Annotated in this window: 16 protein-coding genes; 10 read left to right on the forward strand and 6 right to left on the reverse strand. The window is 60.6% G+C overall.

Annotation, left to right across the window (positions count from 1 at the left end):
* Positions 1-36: 36 nt before the first annotated feature.
* From VGK14_RS01865 to VGK14_RS01890, 6 genes are all read left to right on the forward strand, one after another.
* Complete coding sequence (locus VGK14_RS01865) at positions 37-936, forward strand: phosphoribosylaminoimidazolesuccinocarboxamide synthase (RefSeq protein ID WP_331507228.1); 900 nt, start codon at positions 37-39, stop codon at positions 934-936.
* Positions 936-1,217 carry a YkvA family protein gene (locus VGK14_RS01870; RefSeq protein WP_331507229.1) on the forward strand — a complete coding sequence of 94 codons (282 nt, stop codon included), beginning with the start codon at positions 936-938 and terminating at the stop codon, positions 1,215-1,217. Before VGK14_RS01865 ends, VGK14_RS01870 begins: the two co-directional genes overlap by 1 nt.
* Positions 1,210-1,842 carry a carbonic anhydrase gene (locus tag VGK14_RS01875; protein ID WP_331507230.1) on the forward strand — a complete coding sequence of 211 codons (633 nt, stop codon included), beginning with the start codon at positions 1,210-1,212 and terminating at the stop codon, positions 1,840-1,842. The genes VGK14_RS01870 and VGK14_RS01875 overlap by 8 nt, the downstream gene beginning before the upstream one ends.
* 64 nt (positions 1,843-1,906) lie before the next feature.
* The gene (ppa, locus tag VGK14_RS01880; protein WP_331507231.1) at positions 1,907-2,455 is read left to right on the forward strand and encodes an inorganic diphosphatase; all 549 of its coding nucleotides are present in this window, start codon (positions 1,907-1,909) and stop codon (positions 2,453-2,455) included.
* Between the two features lie 247 nt (positions 2,456-2,702).
* Positions 2,703-4,727: a sodium-translocating pyrophosphatase gene (locus VGK14_RS01885; RefSeq protein WP_331507232.1), complete on the forward strand. Its 2,025-nt coding sequence runs from the start codon at positions 2,703-2,705 to the stop codon at positions 4,725-4,727.
* A 78-nt stretch (positions 4,728-4,805) separates the two neighbouring features.
* Positions 4,806-5,258, forward strand: a complete 453-nt coding sequence (locus tag VGK14_RS01890; RefSeq protein ID WP_331507233.1) for a GNAT family N-acetyltransferase — start codon at positions 4,806-4,808, stop codon at positions 5,256-5,258.
* A 178-nt stretch (positions 5,259-5,436) separates the two neighbouring features.
* Here the strand turns inward: VGK14_RS01890 and VGK14_RS01895 are convergent, their stop codons facing one another.
* Positions 5,437-6,258: an ABC transporter permease gene (locus tag VGK14_RS01895; protein WP_331507234.1), complete on the reverse strand. Its 822-nt coding sequence runs from the start codon at positions 6,256-6,258 to the stop codon at positions 5,437-5,439.
* The gene (locus VGK14_RS01900) at positions 6,255-6,995 is read right to left on the reverse strand and encodes an ABC transporter ATP-binding protein (protein ID WP_331507235.1); all 741 of its coding nucleotides are present in this window, start codon (positions 6,993-6,995) and stop codon (positions 6,255-6,257) included. Before VGK14_RS01900 ends, VGK14_RS01895 begins: the two co-directional genes overlap by 4 nt.
* Positions 6,996-7,214: 219 nt before the next feature.
* Between VGK14_RS01900 and VGK14_RS01905 the strand changes: the two genes are divergently transcribed.
* The 3 genes from VGK14_RS01905 (at position 7,215) to VGK14_RS01915 (ending at position 10,050) form a co-directional block, all read left to right on the forward strand.
* The gene (locus tag VGK14_RS01905) at positions 7,215-8,909 is read left to right on the forward strand and encodes a cation:proton antiporter (protein ID WP_331507236.1); all 1,695 of its coding nucleotides are present in this window, start codon (positions 7,215-7,217) and stop codon (positions 8,907-8,909) included.
* A 40-nt stretch (positions 8,910-8,949) separates the two neighbouring features.
* Positions 8,950-9,468, forward strand: coding sequence for a DUF3124 domain-containing protein (locus VGK14_RS01910; RefSeq protein ID WP_331507237.1), 519 nt, complete (start codon positions 8,950-8,952; stop codon positions 9,466-9,468).
* Positions 9,469-9,639: 171 nt separating this feature from the next.
* On the forward strand, positions 9,640-10,050 hold the full coding sequence (locus VGK14_RS01915; RefSeq protein WP_331507238.1) for a hypothetical protein: 411 nt from the start codon (positions 9,640-9,642) through the stop codon (positions 10,048-10,050).
* A gap of 56 nt (positions 10,051-10,106) precedes the next feature.
* Here the strand turns inward: VGK14_RS01915 and VGK14_RS01920 are convergent, their stop codons facing one another.
* Entirely contained in the window at positions 10,107-10,640 is a 534-nt protein-coding gene (locus VGK14_RS01920) for a response regulator transcription factor (protein WP_331507239.1), read from the reverse strand.
* Entirely contained in the window at positions 10,637-11,905 is a 1,269-nt protein-coding gene (locus tag VGK14_RS01925; protein ID WP_331507240.1) for an ATP-binding protein, read from the reverse strand. The genes VGK14_RS01920 and VGK14_RS01925 overlap by 4 nt, the downstream gene beginning before the upstream one ends.
* Positions 11,906-12,092: 187 nt before the next feature.
* Here VGK14_RS01925 and VGK14_RS01930 point away from each other — a divergent pair, with 187 nt between their 5' ends.
* On the forward strand, positions 12,093-13,031 hold the full coding sequence (locus VGK14_RS01930; RefSeq protein ID WP_331507241.1) for a transporter: 939 nt from the start codon (positions 12,093-12,095) through the stop codon (positions 13,029-13,031).
* Here VGK14_RS01930 and VGK14_RS01935 read toward each other — a convergent pair.
* Together VGK14_RS01935 and VGK14_RS01940 are read right to left on the reverse strand one after the other, a co-directional pair.
* Positions 13,028-14,299 (reverse strand): HD-GYP domain-containing protein, encoded by a 1,272-nt coding sequence (locus tag VGK14_RS01935; protein WP_331507242.1) that lies wholly within the window; start codon positions 14,297-14,299, stop codon positions 13,028-13,030. The two genes, VGK14_RS01930 and VGK14_RS01935, sit on opposite strands and share 4 nt — an antisense overlap.
* A 3-nt stretch (positions 14,300-14,302) precedes the next feature.
* On the reverse strand, positions 14,303-15,192 hold an 890-nt coding region (locus VGK14_RS01940; RefSeq protein ID WP_331507243.1), incomplete at its 5' end, for a GGDEF domain-containing phosphodiesterase.

Below are 15,192 nucleotides of genomic sequence, written 5' to 3' on the forward strand. Positions count from 1 at the left end.
ATTCACCCTTTTCCGAACTATCTCCCAGAGAACGCAATGACACAGCCTTTACTGCAATCCAGCATCAAGAGCCTGCCGCTGATCAACCAGGGCAAGGTGCGCGATATTTACGACATCGACGCCGACAAGATGCTGATCGTCACCACCGATCGTTTATCCGCGTTCGACGTGATCCTGCCGACGCCGATTGCCGGCAAGGGCGCGGTGCTGACGCAGATTGCGAACTTCTGGTTTGAGCGGCTCTCCCACATCATTCCCAATCACCTGACCGGGATAGCTCCCGACGGGCTGGTGAGCGATCCGGCGGAAAAAATGCAGCTGGGCGAGCGCGCGATCGTCGTGAAAAAGCTCAAGCCGCTGCCGATCGAGGCGGTGGTGCGCGGTTATCTGGTGGGTTCGGGTTGGAAGGAGTACCGGCAGTCCGGCACGGTGTGCGGGATTGCCTTGCCAGCCGGCTTGCAAGAGGCGTCCAGGCTGCCTGAGCCCATCTTCACACCTTCCACCAAGGCCGAGCTCGGCACGCATGACGAAAACATTACCTTCGAGCAGGCAGCCGGACTGATGGGCGCGGAGCTGGCCGGGAAAGTGCGCGAGGTCAGCATTGCCTTGTACAATGCTGCGGCGGAGTTTGCGCTCACCCGCGGTATAATCATCGCCGATACCAAGTTCGAGTTCGGGCTGGATAATGACGGTACTTTGTACCTGATCGACGAGGCGCTGACGCCGGATTCCTCGCGCTTCTGGCCGGCAGACCAATACCGGGTGGGCAGCAATCCGCCCAGCTTCGACAAGCAGTACGTGCGCGACTGGCTGGAAGCCTCGGGCTGGAACAAGCAGCCGCCGGGGCCGGAATTGCCGCCCGAGGTCGCTTTGAAAACCAGCGAAAAATACCGCGAAGCCTTGCGCCAATTGACGGGACGAGATATCGCCGTTTGATGGGGCTGCTCAGGGAGACGGCAGGCAAACTCAAAACCGAGCTGGCCGTTTACCGGCTGGTACTGGAAGACGTCCGTACCCCGTTGCCGGCAAAAGCGCTGCTGGGGCTGGCGGTGGGGTACGCGCTGATGCCTTTCGACCTGATCCCCGATTTCATTCCCGTGCTCGGTCATCTGGACGATCTAGTGATCGTGCCGGTTTTAGTGATTCTGGCGCTCAAGCTGATTCCGCAGGAAGTGATCAGCGAGTGCCGACAACAGGTTGAAAACAGACATGACTGATATCAAAAAATTCATCAGCGGGTTCAAGCGCTTCCAGGAAAACTATTTCGGCCGCGACCAGGAGCTGTTCGGCGAGCTGAAGCAGGGCCAGAACCCCAGTGCGCTGGTGATCGCCTGTTCCGACTCGCGCGTTGATCCGGCAATCCTCACCGATTGTCAGCCTGGTGATTTATTCGTCGTGCGCAACGTTGCCAACCTGGTGCCGCCTTACGAGAAAGACGCCGGCCTGCATGGCGTCAGTACCGCACTGGAGTTCGGCGTGTGCTCTCTGGGCGTGGAGCACATCATCGTGTTGGGCCATCGCAACTGCGGCGGCATACAGGCACTGATGCAGGACGGTGCGATAGAGTCGAAAGGCGAGTTCATCGGCAATTGGATGAATATCGCGCTGCGTGCCAAGGAGCGGGTATTGGCGGAGTTACCCAATGCCGCGCCGGAAGACCAGCTATGCGCCTGCGAAGAGGCTTCCATTCTGGTGTCGCTAGAGAACCTGCTGACTTTCCCCTGGATCAAGCAGCGCGTGCAGCAGGGGTCGCTGGTGCTGCACGGCTGGTGTTTCGATATCGTAAACGGCAGCCTGGTGGCTTATAACCCCTATACCGGGCGCTTCGAGCCTTTAAGTTGAGCGAGGCGGCAGGAAATTCCGCTAACCGGCACCGTATAATTCAAATTTTTTAAGAGAGGTTCTTATGGCATTTATCAATGTGCCTTCGGGGAAGGATATTCCCAATGATTTCAACGTCATTGTTGAAATTCCGATGCAGGGCGATCCGGTCAAATACGAAGTGGACAAGGAAACCGGCGCGATTTTCGTCGACCGCTTCATGGGTACCGCGATGCAGTATCCCTGCAACTACGGCTATATCCCGCATACGCTGTCGGAAGACGGCGACCCGGTGGATGTGCTGGTGATCACGCCGGTACCGCTGATTCCCGGTGTCGTGGTGCGCTGCCGCCCGCTGGGCATGCTGAAGATGACCGACGAAGCCGGTCCCGATGCCAAGGTGCTGGCGGTGCCGGTGGACAAGGTGTGCGGCCTGTACAGCCATTTCAAGACCTACGAAGACGTCTCGGCCTGGCGCCTGACGATGATTTCGCACTTTTTCGAGCACTACAAGGATCTCGACAAGGGCAAATGGGTCAAGATCGACGGCTGGCGCGGGCTGGAAGAAGCGTGCCAGGAAATCGTTTCCGGCGTGGAACGCTACAACAGCAGCGACGACAAGCCCGCGTTCTGATTTTCTCTCCTGCGATGTTGCTCAGGCGCCTGCTGCGGCAGGCCTTGGGCAGTATTCGCCGATCTCCTTTCCTGCGCTTATACCCGGCTTGCAGCAGGCCGTTCTGAACGGGATTTACTTGTCCCGATAAGCTCCCTTCTTCACGGAGTCCTATGTAATAATAGTTTCGGGAGGCCGTTCGGCCAGCCCACATTCAGCCTTGTAATCAGAGGGAGATAGCTATGATGTCTAGAGGGGGAGAACGATAATGTCGCAAAGTATTATGTTTGCCTTGGCATGTGCTGTACTCGCAATAATATATGGGGGTGTAACCATCATGTGGGTGCTGGCGCAGCCAACCGGCAACGACCGCATGCGTGAAATCGCGGCGGCGGTGCAGGAAGGGGCCTCGGCCTATCTCAACCGGCAGTACGGGACTATCGGTCTTGTCGGCAGCCTGTTGTTCGTCGTGATCTGGTTTGCGCTGGGCAATTTGACGGCGATTGGTTTTGCCATTGGCGCGGTGCTCTCCGCCGCTGCCGGCTACATCGGCATGAATATTTCCGTGCGTTCCAACCTGCGCACCGCACAGGCCGCGCATGACGGCATCAATGCCGCGCTACAGGTGGCGTTTCGCGGCGGCGCGATCACCGGCATGCTGGTGGTCGGCCTGGGGCTGCTGGGTGTGGCCGGCTACTATACCTTCCTGCTGATGACCACGCCGGAGGGTGCGGCGGTCAATACCGGCCCGCTGGTCGGCCTGGCGTTCGGCAGTTCGCTGATTTCCATCTTCGCCCGTCTCGGCGGCGGCATTTTCACCAAGGGTGCCGATGTCGGCGCCGATCTGGTGGGCAAGGTCGAGGCCGGGATTCCCGAGGACGATCCGCGCAATCCGGCGGTAATTGCCGATAACGTCGGCGACAACGTCGGCGATTGCGCCGGCATGGCTGCCGACCTGTTCGAAACCTATGCGGTGACGATCATCGCCACCATGTTGCTTGGCAGCCTGCTGATGCCGGGCTCGGCCAATGCGCTGACCTATCCGCTGGTGCTGGGCGGCATTTCCATCGTGGCCTCCATCATCGGTACCTTTTTCGTCAAGGCGCGCGAAGGCGGCAAGATCATGAACGCGCTGTATCGCGGGCTGATCGCCGCCGGTGTGCTGTCTGCGATTGCGTTCTATCCGGTTACCAACTGGATGATGGCGGAAAGCGGGCTGGAGTATCCGGCGCTGAACATTTACCTGGCCACGCTGATCGGCCTCGCAGTGACCGCGGCGATGGTGGTGATCACCGAGTACTACACCGCGACCGAATACGCACCGGTGCGCCATGTCGCCGTCTCGTCCACCACCGGGCATGCCACCAACATCATCGCCGGGCTGGGGGTATCGATGAAAGCCACCGCCGCGCCGGTGGTCGTGATCTGCCTCGGCATCCTGGGTGCGCATCAACTGGCCGGGCTGTACGGCATTGCCGTCGCGGCCACTTCGATGCTGTCGATGGCCGGCATCGTCGTTGCGCTGGATGCTTACGGTCCCATCACTGACAACGCCGGCGGCATCGCCGAAATGGCGCACTTGCCCAAGGCCATCCGCGACATCACCGATCCGCTGGATGCGGTGGGCAACACCACCAAGGCCGTCACCAAGGGCTATGCGATCGGTTCCGCCGGGCTGGCCGCGCTGGTGCTGTTCGCCGACTTCACCCACGAGTTGGGCAAGCATACCGGAGTTGAAACAACCTTCGATCTTTCCAACCACATGGTCATCATCGGCCTGTTCCTCGGCGGCATGATTCCCTACCTGTTCGGTGCGATGGCGATGGAAGCCGTCGGCCGCGCCGCCGCTTCGGTGGTGGTGGAAGTGCGCCGCCAGTTCAAGGAGATGCCGGGCATCATGGACCACACCGAGAAGCCGGACTATTCCCGCGCGGTGGACATGCTGACCCGCGCCGCAATCAAGGAAATGATCGTCCCCTCGCTACTGCCGGTGCTGGCGCCGATACTGGTCGGCAAGTTCCTCGGCGCGCAGGCGCTGGGGGGGCTGCTGATCGGCACCATCGTCACCGGCCTGTTCGTGGCGATCTCGATGACCGTCGGCGGCGGCGCCTGGGATAACGCCAAGAAGCACATAGAGGAAGGCCACCACGGCGGCAAGGGCTCGGATGCGCACAAGGCGTCGGTCACCGGCGATACGGTGGGTGATCCGTACAAGGATACCGCCGGCCCGGCGATCAACCCACTGATCAAGATCATCAACATCGTGGCGCTGCTGATCGTCCCGATGCTTTAAATCGCAATTTGGCAAAGAAGCCTGCCCCCGGCATCTGCCCGGCAGGCTTTTTTTCGAACAATTACCAGAGGCAAGGCAATGGTCGATTGGCGCTGGTGCAGTCTGGAGCAGCTTTCCGCACCGCAGCTGTATGCGGTTCTGGCTGCGCGCGAATCGGTTTTTGTGGTCGAGCAGGCATGCCCTTACCAGGAACTCGACGGCCTGGATTTCCAGGCAATGCATCTCGTCGCCTGGTCCGGCGCGGAAGTCGCCGCGTATTTGCGGGTGTTACGTCCGGGAATTCGATTCGCCGAGCCATCCATAGGCCGCTTGCTCACGACCAAGGCTTTTCGCGGTTTGGGCCTGGGCCGCGAGACTGTCGCGAAGGCGCTGCAGCATATCGAAGAGGTTTATCCGGGGCAGCCTGCGCGGATTAGTGCGCAGGCATATCTCGAACGGTTCTATGGTTCATTCGGCTTTGAGACGGTATCCGAGCCGTATATGGAAGACGGGATTCAGCATATTGAAATGCTGCGGTTAGCCGTCCGGTAGTGCATCAACCGGCCCGGCTCGGAATGACGAGTTCACGCGGCGTGCTCATGGCGTCTCTGTTGCCTCGATAAAACGCCGCCGGTGGCGGCCAGCTTGCCAAAATAAAGCAGGAAACTCAGGAGCGATGCGTATCGTTCATTTCAGCCATTGCAAAGCCGGATAGTGCCCGTCTTGCGGCCTATTCCCCGACATGCAGCAGCAGGCCGCGTTTTCTGGCGGCGTGAAAAAACGCTAGAAACGCCGCGCCGCCGCCGCCGAGAAATACAATATTCAGCAGCAGCGCATGCAGCAGCATGCCGCTATTGAAGGTGTGCCGGAACAGCAGTTCGCGCAGCCCCTCGAACACATGGCTGGAAGGCAGCGCCCATGCGACCGGTTGCAGCCAGCCCGGCAGCACGCTGATGGGATAGTAGACCCCGGAGAGCGGTTGCAGTGCAAAGATCGCCACCCAAGCGATGCTTTCCGCGCCCAGCCCGTAGCGCATCACGATGCCGGCGACCAGCAAGCCTATGCCCCAGCTCATCAGGATCAGGTTCAGAAAGAACGCCAGCAGCGGCAGGCCGAGGTCGAAGATGTTGTAATGGAAAAACAGGATCGCCACCAGCGCCGCGCCGCCGACGCCGATGACGGTGCGGATCAGGCTCATCGCGATTAGCGCGCAAATCATTTCATACGGCCGCAGCGGGCTGACGAACAGATGCCCGAGGTTGCGCGAATACATCTCCTCCATGAACACCAGCGCGATGCCCAGCTGGCCGCGGAACAGCACGTCCCACAGCAGCACCGCGGAAATCAGCACGCCTGCGGCCTGCGCCACGTAGCTGCTGTTGGTGGCGAGAAACAGCGTGATGAACCCCCACAGCACCATCTGCACCGTGGGCCAGTAGATCATTTCCAACAGGCGCGGCCAGGAGGAGCGCATCAGGTACAAATGGCGCAGCACCAGCGCGCCGATGCGGCGCAGCGAAAACCGGGGATCGGTCATGGGATGGCTGTTCATGCGATTTTCTGCGGCATGCGGGCGATGTCGATGAAAACTTCTTCCAGCGTATTGCGGCCGTAGCGCGCCAAGAGCGCGTCCGGCGCGCCGGTATCGACCACGCGGCCGCGCTTCAACATGATGACTGCGGTGCACAGCCGCTCCACCTCGCTCATGTTGTGCGAGGCGAGCAGTATCGTCGCACCGTTGCGGCGCTGATAGGCTTCCAGGTAGCCGCGCACGTAATCGGCGGTGTCGGGGTCGAGCGAAGCGGTGGGTTCGTCCAGCAGCAAGAGGTCGGGCGCATTGAGCAGCGATTTCGCCAGCGCGACGCGCGTTTTTTGTCCGGCGGAGAGCTTGCCGTAGGGGCGGTCGAGTATTTCCAGCAGGTCAAGCTCCTCGGCCAGCTGTGCGATGCGCGCGCGGGTATCGGCCAGCCGGTAGAGATGGGCATACACCGTGAGGTTCTGCCTGACCGTCAGGCGGTGCGGCAGGTCGACGTAAGGCGAGGAGAAGTTCATCCGGTGCAGCAGCCGGTGACGGTGCCGCAGCATGTCTTCGCCGAAAATGCGGATGCTGCCGGAAGTCGGCAGCAGCAAACCCAGCAGCATTGCCAGCGTGGTAGTCTTGCCGGCGCCGTTGCCGCCTAGGAGGGCCGTGGTGACGCCGCGCCGCACGGCAAAATCGACGCCGTCCACCGCTGTCACGCTGTCGAAATGCTTGGTCAGTTTCCCGACGGCGATAATGTTTTCGCCCATATGTTTTAATCAGTCCGGCTTGCGTTTGATGGATATGTCGCCCAGTATCGAACCAGCACTGACGACAATCAAGGGTGATTTCATAAATGCTCCCGATCGATCCGTAGAACCTGACACGCTGATGCCGGTTTGCGGGTGAAGTTCCGTTTTATTTTATCCTAATGCAATGCGGTAGCGTGTTCGCATGTCTGCTGCAATCGGCTCTAAGTATAATGGGCCATGGATAAGGGACTCATCACGGCTGTGGTCATACTTTCTCTGACCGTGCCCATCGTGGCGTTGTTTCGCGGGCTGCGCATTCCGTCGATACTGGCTTATCTGGCGATCGGGGCGATTGCCGGACCGTATCAACTGGGGATGGTGCAGCCGCAACAGCAACTCTATATGCTCGCCGAGTTCGGCGTGGTGTTTCTGATGTTCAGCATCGGTCTGGAATTCAACCTGGCCCGCTTCATGTCCATCCGCTCGCTGGTATTCGTGCTGGGCGCAGCGCAGGTGGTGCTGACCATGAGCGTGGTGATGTTGATCGGGCTGGCGTTCGGCCTGACCTGGCGGAGCGGACTGGCCCTGGGCGGCGCGGTGGCGATGTCGTCCACCGCGATTATCGGGCGCCTGATTTCGGAACGCCTGGAGACGCATTCGCCGCATGGCCGGCAGGTGATGGGCGTGCTGCTGTTCCAGGATATCGCCGTTGTTCCGCTGCTGATTCTGGTGCCATCGCTCGCCGCGCCGCAGGGCGACCTCTGGCTGGATTTGGGCACGGCGCTGAGCAAAGCCGCGGTCGTGCTGCTGGCGATATTCTTTATCGGCCAGAAGCTGGTGCAGCCTTTATTCAATCTTATCGCGCGCCGCCATTCCGCCGAGCTGTTCATGCTCAACGTGCTGTGGGTGGTGCTGGGGATGGCGGCGCTCACCCGGCTGGCCGGGTTATCGTTGGCATTAGGCGCGTTTCTCGGCGGCATGCTGATTTCCGAAACCATGTACCGCCACCAGGTCGAAAGCGACATCCGGCCGTTCCGCGACATCCTGCTGGGATTGTTCTTCATCACCATCGGCATGGAACTGGATTTGCTGAAAATCTGGCGCGATCTCACCGAGGTGATGGCGATACTCGTCGCGCTAGTGATCGGCAAGGCGGCGATCGTGACAATGCTGTCGCTGGCGATGCGCAGCAATCCGGTCACCGCGTTCCGCGCCGGGGTGCAGCTTTCGTTCGCGGGGGAGTTCGGCTTCGTGCTGCTGAGCCAGGCCGGAGATTTGCAGTTGCTGGCGCCGCATATCCTGCAGAGCACGCTGGCTGCGATGCTGATCTCGATGATGCTGGGGCCGCTCTTGATCCATAAAAGCCGCCGGCTGGTGAAGCTGATCCTGGGCCATAGCGTCTGGGCCAGCAAAACTGACCTGGACACTGTCGCAGCCATGGCCGGAAACCTGGCCGATCATGTCATCATTTGCGGATACGGGCGTACCGGCCGCAGCCTGGTCAGTTTGCTGGCGCGCGAGAATATTCCCTACCTGGTGCTGGAGCTGGACGGCATGCTGGTGACCAGGGCAGAGGATAGCGGCAAACGGGTCATTTTCGGCGATGCGGGAAAAAAGGAAATACTCGCCGCCGCGGGGGTGCAGCGCGCCCGGGCCTTGGTCATTACCCATAACGATTTCGGCTCCGGCATGCGCACGCTGCATCAGGTGCGCGAACTCCGCTCCGAACTGCCGGTGATTGTCCGCACCGACGATGACAGCCGGCTGGATCAGCTGAAAAAAGCCGGAGCCACCGAAGTGGTGCCCGAGATTCTGGAAAGCAGCCTGATGCTTGCCACCCAGACCATGCTGCTGATCGGCGTGACGCCAGGCAAGGTCGAGGAAGCCATCCGGCGTGCGCGTGCGGAGCGGTACAGTCTGCCAAAGAGTTAGGTTAAAATGGCCGGGTCGGGTCCCAACATAGATGAACGCCATGAAAACTTCGCTGTCCCGTTGCATCCTGCCGGTGACGCTGGTCGCCGCGGCCGCTCTGTATAGCGTGCTGGCGGCTGCGGCCGACAATCTGCCTGGCGATTTGCCTTTATCTGGCGGGCAGACGCTCTACCTGCCGATCTACTCGCATATCTGGCATGGGGATCGCGTCATTCAGGGTAAATATCCCCTCAAGAGCCAGGTTTCCGCGCTGGTCAGTATCCGCAATACCAGCCTCAAAACCCCGATCAGGGTTGTGTCCGCGCGCTATTTCAGCACCGCAGGCAAGCTGCTGAGGCAGTTCATCGCGAGCCCGGTGACAATCGGCCCGATGGGCACTTATGAGTTGTTTGTCGAAAAGCAGGAAGCCGAAGGCGGCTCCGGCGCCAATTTCATCATCCAGTGGCAGGCTGATGTCGCCACCAATCCGCCTGTCGTCGAAGCAGTACATGCCGATATCAAGGGTCACCTGACGCTCACTTTCGTGACTACGGCGCGTCCGATCGATCCTGGCAAGTAGCCAGTGTGAACACGCCCCAGGTCAAAATCGTTTTCCTTGCCCACCGCCCATTGATCTTCGCGAGCCGCGCGTAATCGGATTTTGGGTGCCCGCGCCGGATGTGGTCACCATGCCGCCGCAGCCGGTATACAATATTTCCATTGCTTCAAGCTTTGTGAGAAGGAGATTCCCATGGAAATCACCTGCTATCGCGACCATGAAGTAGCACACGAACCGCGCGCCCTGCCTGCTGCAACCTATAACCTTGCGATCGTCCAGCTTGCCCGCAGCCCCTCCGGCTGCCTGTTCGTTCCTATCCGTTCGATGCAATACCTGGCGATCCTGAGCCCGGATGAATTCATGTTCATCGACGGCGAACGCAAAAACTGGATCGACATCTCCTGGCGCCGTTTCAAGCCTCAGCTGCGTACCTCGCTACAGGAACCTGTGCTATACGAGGTGGTTTATTACCGTCCCGACTATGTAGGCCTGATGCTGCGCCTGCAATCGGAATTCTTTCCTGCGCTGCGCAGTCTTGCCGACAAGGCCAAGCCGCGCCGGCCCGGTCAAGTGCTCAGGTTTCCCGCGCTGAAGCAGCAGTAATCCATCCGCGACGGAGAATACGTTGTTGCCCAGCTCCGGGGTCCAGCCTTGGACAGTTATTTGCGGCTGGGATACTTGTTCAGTTTTCTCTGCAGTGTCCGGCGATGCATGCTGAGCGCTCTGGCCGTGGCGGAAATATTGCCGTCGTGCTCGGCCAGAATACGCTGGATATGTTCCCACTCCAGGCGGTCGACCGATAACGGCGAGGGCGAAACTGGCGCGGTCTCGTCGCCGTCGGCCTTGTGAAACGCCGCGACGATTTCGGCGGCATCCGCCGGTTTCGCCAGGTAATGCGTTGCACCCAGCTTGACCGCTTCCACCGCGGTGGCGATGCTGGCGTAGCCGGTCAGCACCACGATGCGCGTCGCCGCATCCAGTTCCTTGAGCCGTTTCACCAGCACCAGCCCGGAAGGACCGGGCATTTTCAGGTCCACCACCGCATATTCCGGCAGATTGGCTTCGGCCAGCGCCTGCTCGACATTTTCCGCAGCGGTCACACAAAAGCCGCGCTTCCCGAGCGCCGCAGACAACACCTGGCGGAAGGCGGCATCGTCGTCCACCAGCAGCAGGGAGGGGCGTTCGTCGGTCATAGCAGCAATGCCTGGAGCGGCAGCTGGACCGAGGTCACGGCGCCGCCTTGCGCGTGGTTGGACAGGCTCACCGAACCGCCGAAGCGTTCGAAGATCAGCCGCGCCAGGTAAAGGCCCAACCCCAGGCCGTCGTCCGCCTTGGTGGTGAAAAACGGCGTTCCCGCATTTTCCGTGGCTTCCGGCGTCAGGCCGGGGCCGTAGTCGCGGATGGTCAGCTTGAGAGCGCCAGCCGTCCAGCGGCCTTCGACCGCGATATGGCCGGGCGAAGCGTCGGCGGCATTGTCCAGCAGGTTGACCAGCGCCTGGCCCAGCGTGCGGTCGACCGCGATCACCGGAGCGGGCGAACTGCCTTGCAGCAGCGCGTCGAGCCGTATCGCCGGATGCATGTCCTGCCAGCGTGCGACGGTCTGTTCGAGAAAAACATCCAGCGCCCAATCTTGTGCCTCTTCGGCGCGCTGCTGCCCGGCCGAGGCGGTAATCGAAGTCAGTATCTGCTTGCAGCGCTGGATCTGGGTGCGCAGCACAGCGAGCGGTTCTGCCAGCGCCGGCTGGCCGGCATGGTCTGCCGCCAGTTCCCCGATGACTACCGCCATCGTCGCCAGCGGCGTGCCGAGTTCGTGGGCCGCGGCGGTAGCCAAGGTGCCCAGCGCGAGCATGCGCTCGCTTTCCAGCGCTTTCTCGCGGGCTTGCGCCATCAGGTGGTCGTATTCGCGCAGGTTGTTGCCGATGCGGGCGACGAAATAGGCGATGATGCCGGCACTGACGACGAAGCCGAACCACATGCCGAGCAGATGCATGCTGAAATCGCTGGCGTCGTGGTGTTGATGCTGATGCGGCTGGTAATAAAACATCAGCGCCGTATAAGCGGCGATGCTGAGCGCGGCGACGATCCAGGTAAAACGCCAAGGCAGCGCCACCGCCGCGACCGACAGCGGCAGCAGATACATCCAGACGAAGGGATTGGTGTAGCCGCCGCTGTAGTAGAACAGCACGCTGTACAGCAGGATGTCGGTCAGCAGCTGGAGCAGCAGTTCGATATCGGAGATTCGATGCGCGCGGCCGAGCCGCCACCAGGTGAACAGGTTGAGCAGCCCCAGGCTGCCGACTGCGCCCAGCAACGGCTCCAGCGGCAGCTCGAGGGCAAAAAACGTGCAGGCAATCCACAGCGCGACGCATTGCCCGAAAATGGCGACGGCGCGCAGCCAGAACAGCCGACGCAGGTTGCGTGTAGACGCGGTCTGAGGCGCTTCATAAATAGCGGACATTTTGCAATGTTACCGTGTTCGGGCGACTTGAAGCTGCGTCATATTGACGCGCGTCAAGGTTCTACCCGAAAGCGTCCGGCATACTGCTATTACGCTGCGGCCTCAGCTTGAGGCGTGACAATTTGTCGCATTCCGCATTGGTGCCCGGGCTTTTAGAATCACTGCAAATTCTTTTGAGGCTTTCAATATGATCTTACGTTACATGGTTGCCGCGCTGGCGGCCTTCACCGCCGTCCCCGCCGCAGCTCACTGCGGCGGCGCATTCTGCACGCTCAATACCAATTGGGATGTGCAGGGGGTGTGGGACAAGCCTGGCATCCGCCTTGACCTACGCGCGGAATTCATCGGTCTCGACCAGCTGCGCACCGGGACCAACAAGACGGTGGCGGCTGGCGTACCGGACACCCACGATGAAGTACGCACCATTAACCGCAATTTTGTCGCCACCCTGGACTACAGCATCGGTCCGGACTGGGGCTTCACACTGCGCGCACCGCTGATCAGCCGCAACCACAAGCACATCCACAACGATGTCGGCGGCCCGAAAACCGAAACCTGGAATTTTACCGAGGTCGGCGATATGCAGGCGGTGGCGCGCTATACTTTCTACCACGGCGTCGACAATGGCGATGCCGGAGTGCGCTTTGGCCTCAAGCTGCCGACCGGCAGCACCGGGCAGGCCAGTGGCGCCGGGGAAAAGGCGGAGCGCAGCCTGCAGCCGGGCTCCGGCAGCACCGATGCGATACTGGGGCTGTATTATTACCGGCGCATGCATGCTTGGGCCTGGTTTGCGCAGGGTGGCTGGCAGCAGGTGATTCATGAGCGCGCCGATTTCCGTCCCGGCAGCCAGCTGTCAGCCGATATCGGCGTTAATTACGCCCTGACGCCGGACTGGAGCCTGATGCTGCAGTTCAACGCATTGCACAAGACCCACGATTCCGGCGCCAATGCCGAACCGGCCGATTCCGGCAGTACCCATGTGTTTCTGAGCCCAGGGGTGAGCTACCGCGCCACGCGCGACGTCAGCCTGTACGGGTTTTTCCAGCAGCCGCTTTACCAGCGCGTGCGCGGCGTGCAGTTGACCGCCGATTGGTCGGCGGCGGTCGGGGTTAGCGTGCAGTTCTAGCCGGCGTCGGCCGGCTTGTCCTTGTCGAAATAATAGCTGATGCGTTTGCGCGGGCTCAGGTATTCCGCTACGTTATTCGGCAGCTGATTGGCCCGCAGGCATTTGGTGATGGTGATGCCGGGTTCTTCGCTGAGGTCGAGCACCATCGGTTCCTCGCGCGGCACTTCCGGCACATGCAGCATGACGAACGGCCGCAGCGGCTTGCTGGGATTGACCGACATTACGATGCCATGCACCCCGGTGGAAAGATAGACGATGCTGCCGGGAGGGTAAACGCCCAGGCACTTGATCAGCAGCTTGAGCATTGCCGAATCGAATTTGTTGCGCTGGGTGGCGAACAGGTGCGACAGCGCTTCATACGGTGTCATCGACTGGGTCGAATTAAGCGGATTGCACAGGTTGTCGTAAGTGTTGACGATGCTCGTCAGGCGCGCCAACGGGTCGATCTGCGCCTGTTTGAGGTGGTGCGGGTAGCCTGAGCCGTCCACATGCTCATGGTGTTGCAGAATGATGGTGGCAATACGCTCCGGCAAGCCGGCTTCGAGGGCCAGTTTCGCGCCGATCTCGGCATGCTGCTGATAGAAGGATTGCTCCACTTTGGTCAGCGGCTCGGTTTTCATCAGAATGCGGTCGGGAATTTCTTCCTTGCCGATATCATGAAAAATTGCCGCCATGCCCAGATGGCGCGCCTCTTCCGCGGTCATGTTGAGCGATTTTGCCAGCACCAGCGCCAGCACGCTGACATTGAGCGAATGCACATAGGTTTCTTCGGCTATGCTGTGCCCGTTCATCGCGTGCAGCACGACATCGCTTTCGGTGAGCACCGACTCCACCATGGCGTTCACCAAGGTTTCCGATTCTTGTACTGCCTGCGCCGCCTGCGTCCGGAAGTTACGCGTGACCTGGCGCACCGTATGCGCGGCCGCGACGAATTTCTGTTCGCACTCGTGGATGGCATGGTGCAGTTGCTTGAGACGTTCGGTATGAAACCGCTGCGTAACCGACGGCTGCGCAGGCAGGGGCTCGGCCGCGGGCGGCGTCCGCGGAGATGGGCTTGCCTTGATGGCGGGCAACGGCTCGCAATCGCTGCGCAAAGGATCGTAACGCAGTTTTTTCAGGCCCAGGCTTCTGACTTCCTCCAGCTGTTTTTCGTTCCTGATCTTGAAGTTGTTGAAGGTAAACGGGTGGTCCATCCAGCCCAGATCCAGATGGACATAGATGCCGATACGCAATTGCGCCGGTTCGATGAAATGTTGTTTGCTGTCCATAATCTATGCTTCTTTCTGCTTGTCTTTTTCCAGCAGTGCGGCAAACGCATCCGCCGGCACCGGCGGACTGTAGAGATAGCCTTGCCCCTCGTCGCAGCCGATGCCGAGCAGGAATTCCGCCTGTGCCGGCGTTTCCACACCCTCAGCAATGACAGTCAGCCCCAGGCTGCTGCCCAGCGCCTGGATCACGCGGGCAATAGCAGCATCGTCGCTGTCGTGAGGAAGGTCGCGCACGAATGATTGGTCGATTTTGAGCTTGTCCAGCGGAAGGCGCTTCAGGTGGGAGAGCGATGAATAGCCGGTGCCGAAATCGTCGATCGCCAGCCGGAGTCCCAGCGCCTTGATGCGGTCGAATACGCCGATCACGTATTCGGTATTGCGCATGATGGTGCTTTCGGTGATTTCCAGTTCCAGCAGGCTGGGGTCGCAATCGGTTTCGATGAGGATGCCGTAAACGGTGTCGGCGAAATTGCTGCGCTGAATCTGCACCCCGGAAACATTGACCGAAATCCACTGGATCGCATAGCCCTGGTTGACCCATTGCATGGCCTGCTGGGCGGCTTCGCGCAGCACCCATTCGCCGATTTGCACAATAAGGTCGGATTCTTCCGCCAGCGGGATGAACTTGGCCGGCGAAACCAGCCCGAGATCCGGATGGTGCCAGCGAATCAGGGCTTCGGCGCCTATGATGCGCCCGCTCGCCAGCGATATCTGCGGCTGGTAGTAGACCTCGAACTGGTGGCGCTCCAGCGCGCGGCGCAGCATGTTTTCCAGCGTGAAGCGCTCGACCGCGTTGGCGCTGAGGTCGGGAGAGTAAAAGCGGTAATCGTTCTTGCCTTCGTTCTTGACCTGGTACATCGCGATATCGGCAGCCTTGATCAGCTCGTCGACTT

This window comes from Novimethylophilus sp., from assembly GCF_036504375.1.
Lineage (GTDB): Bacteria > Pseudomonadota > Gammaproteobacteria > Burkholderiales > Methylophilaceae > Novimethylophilus.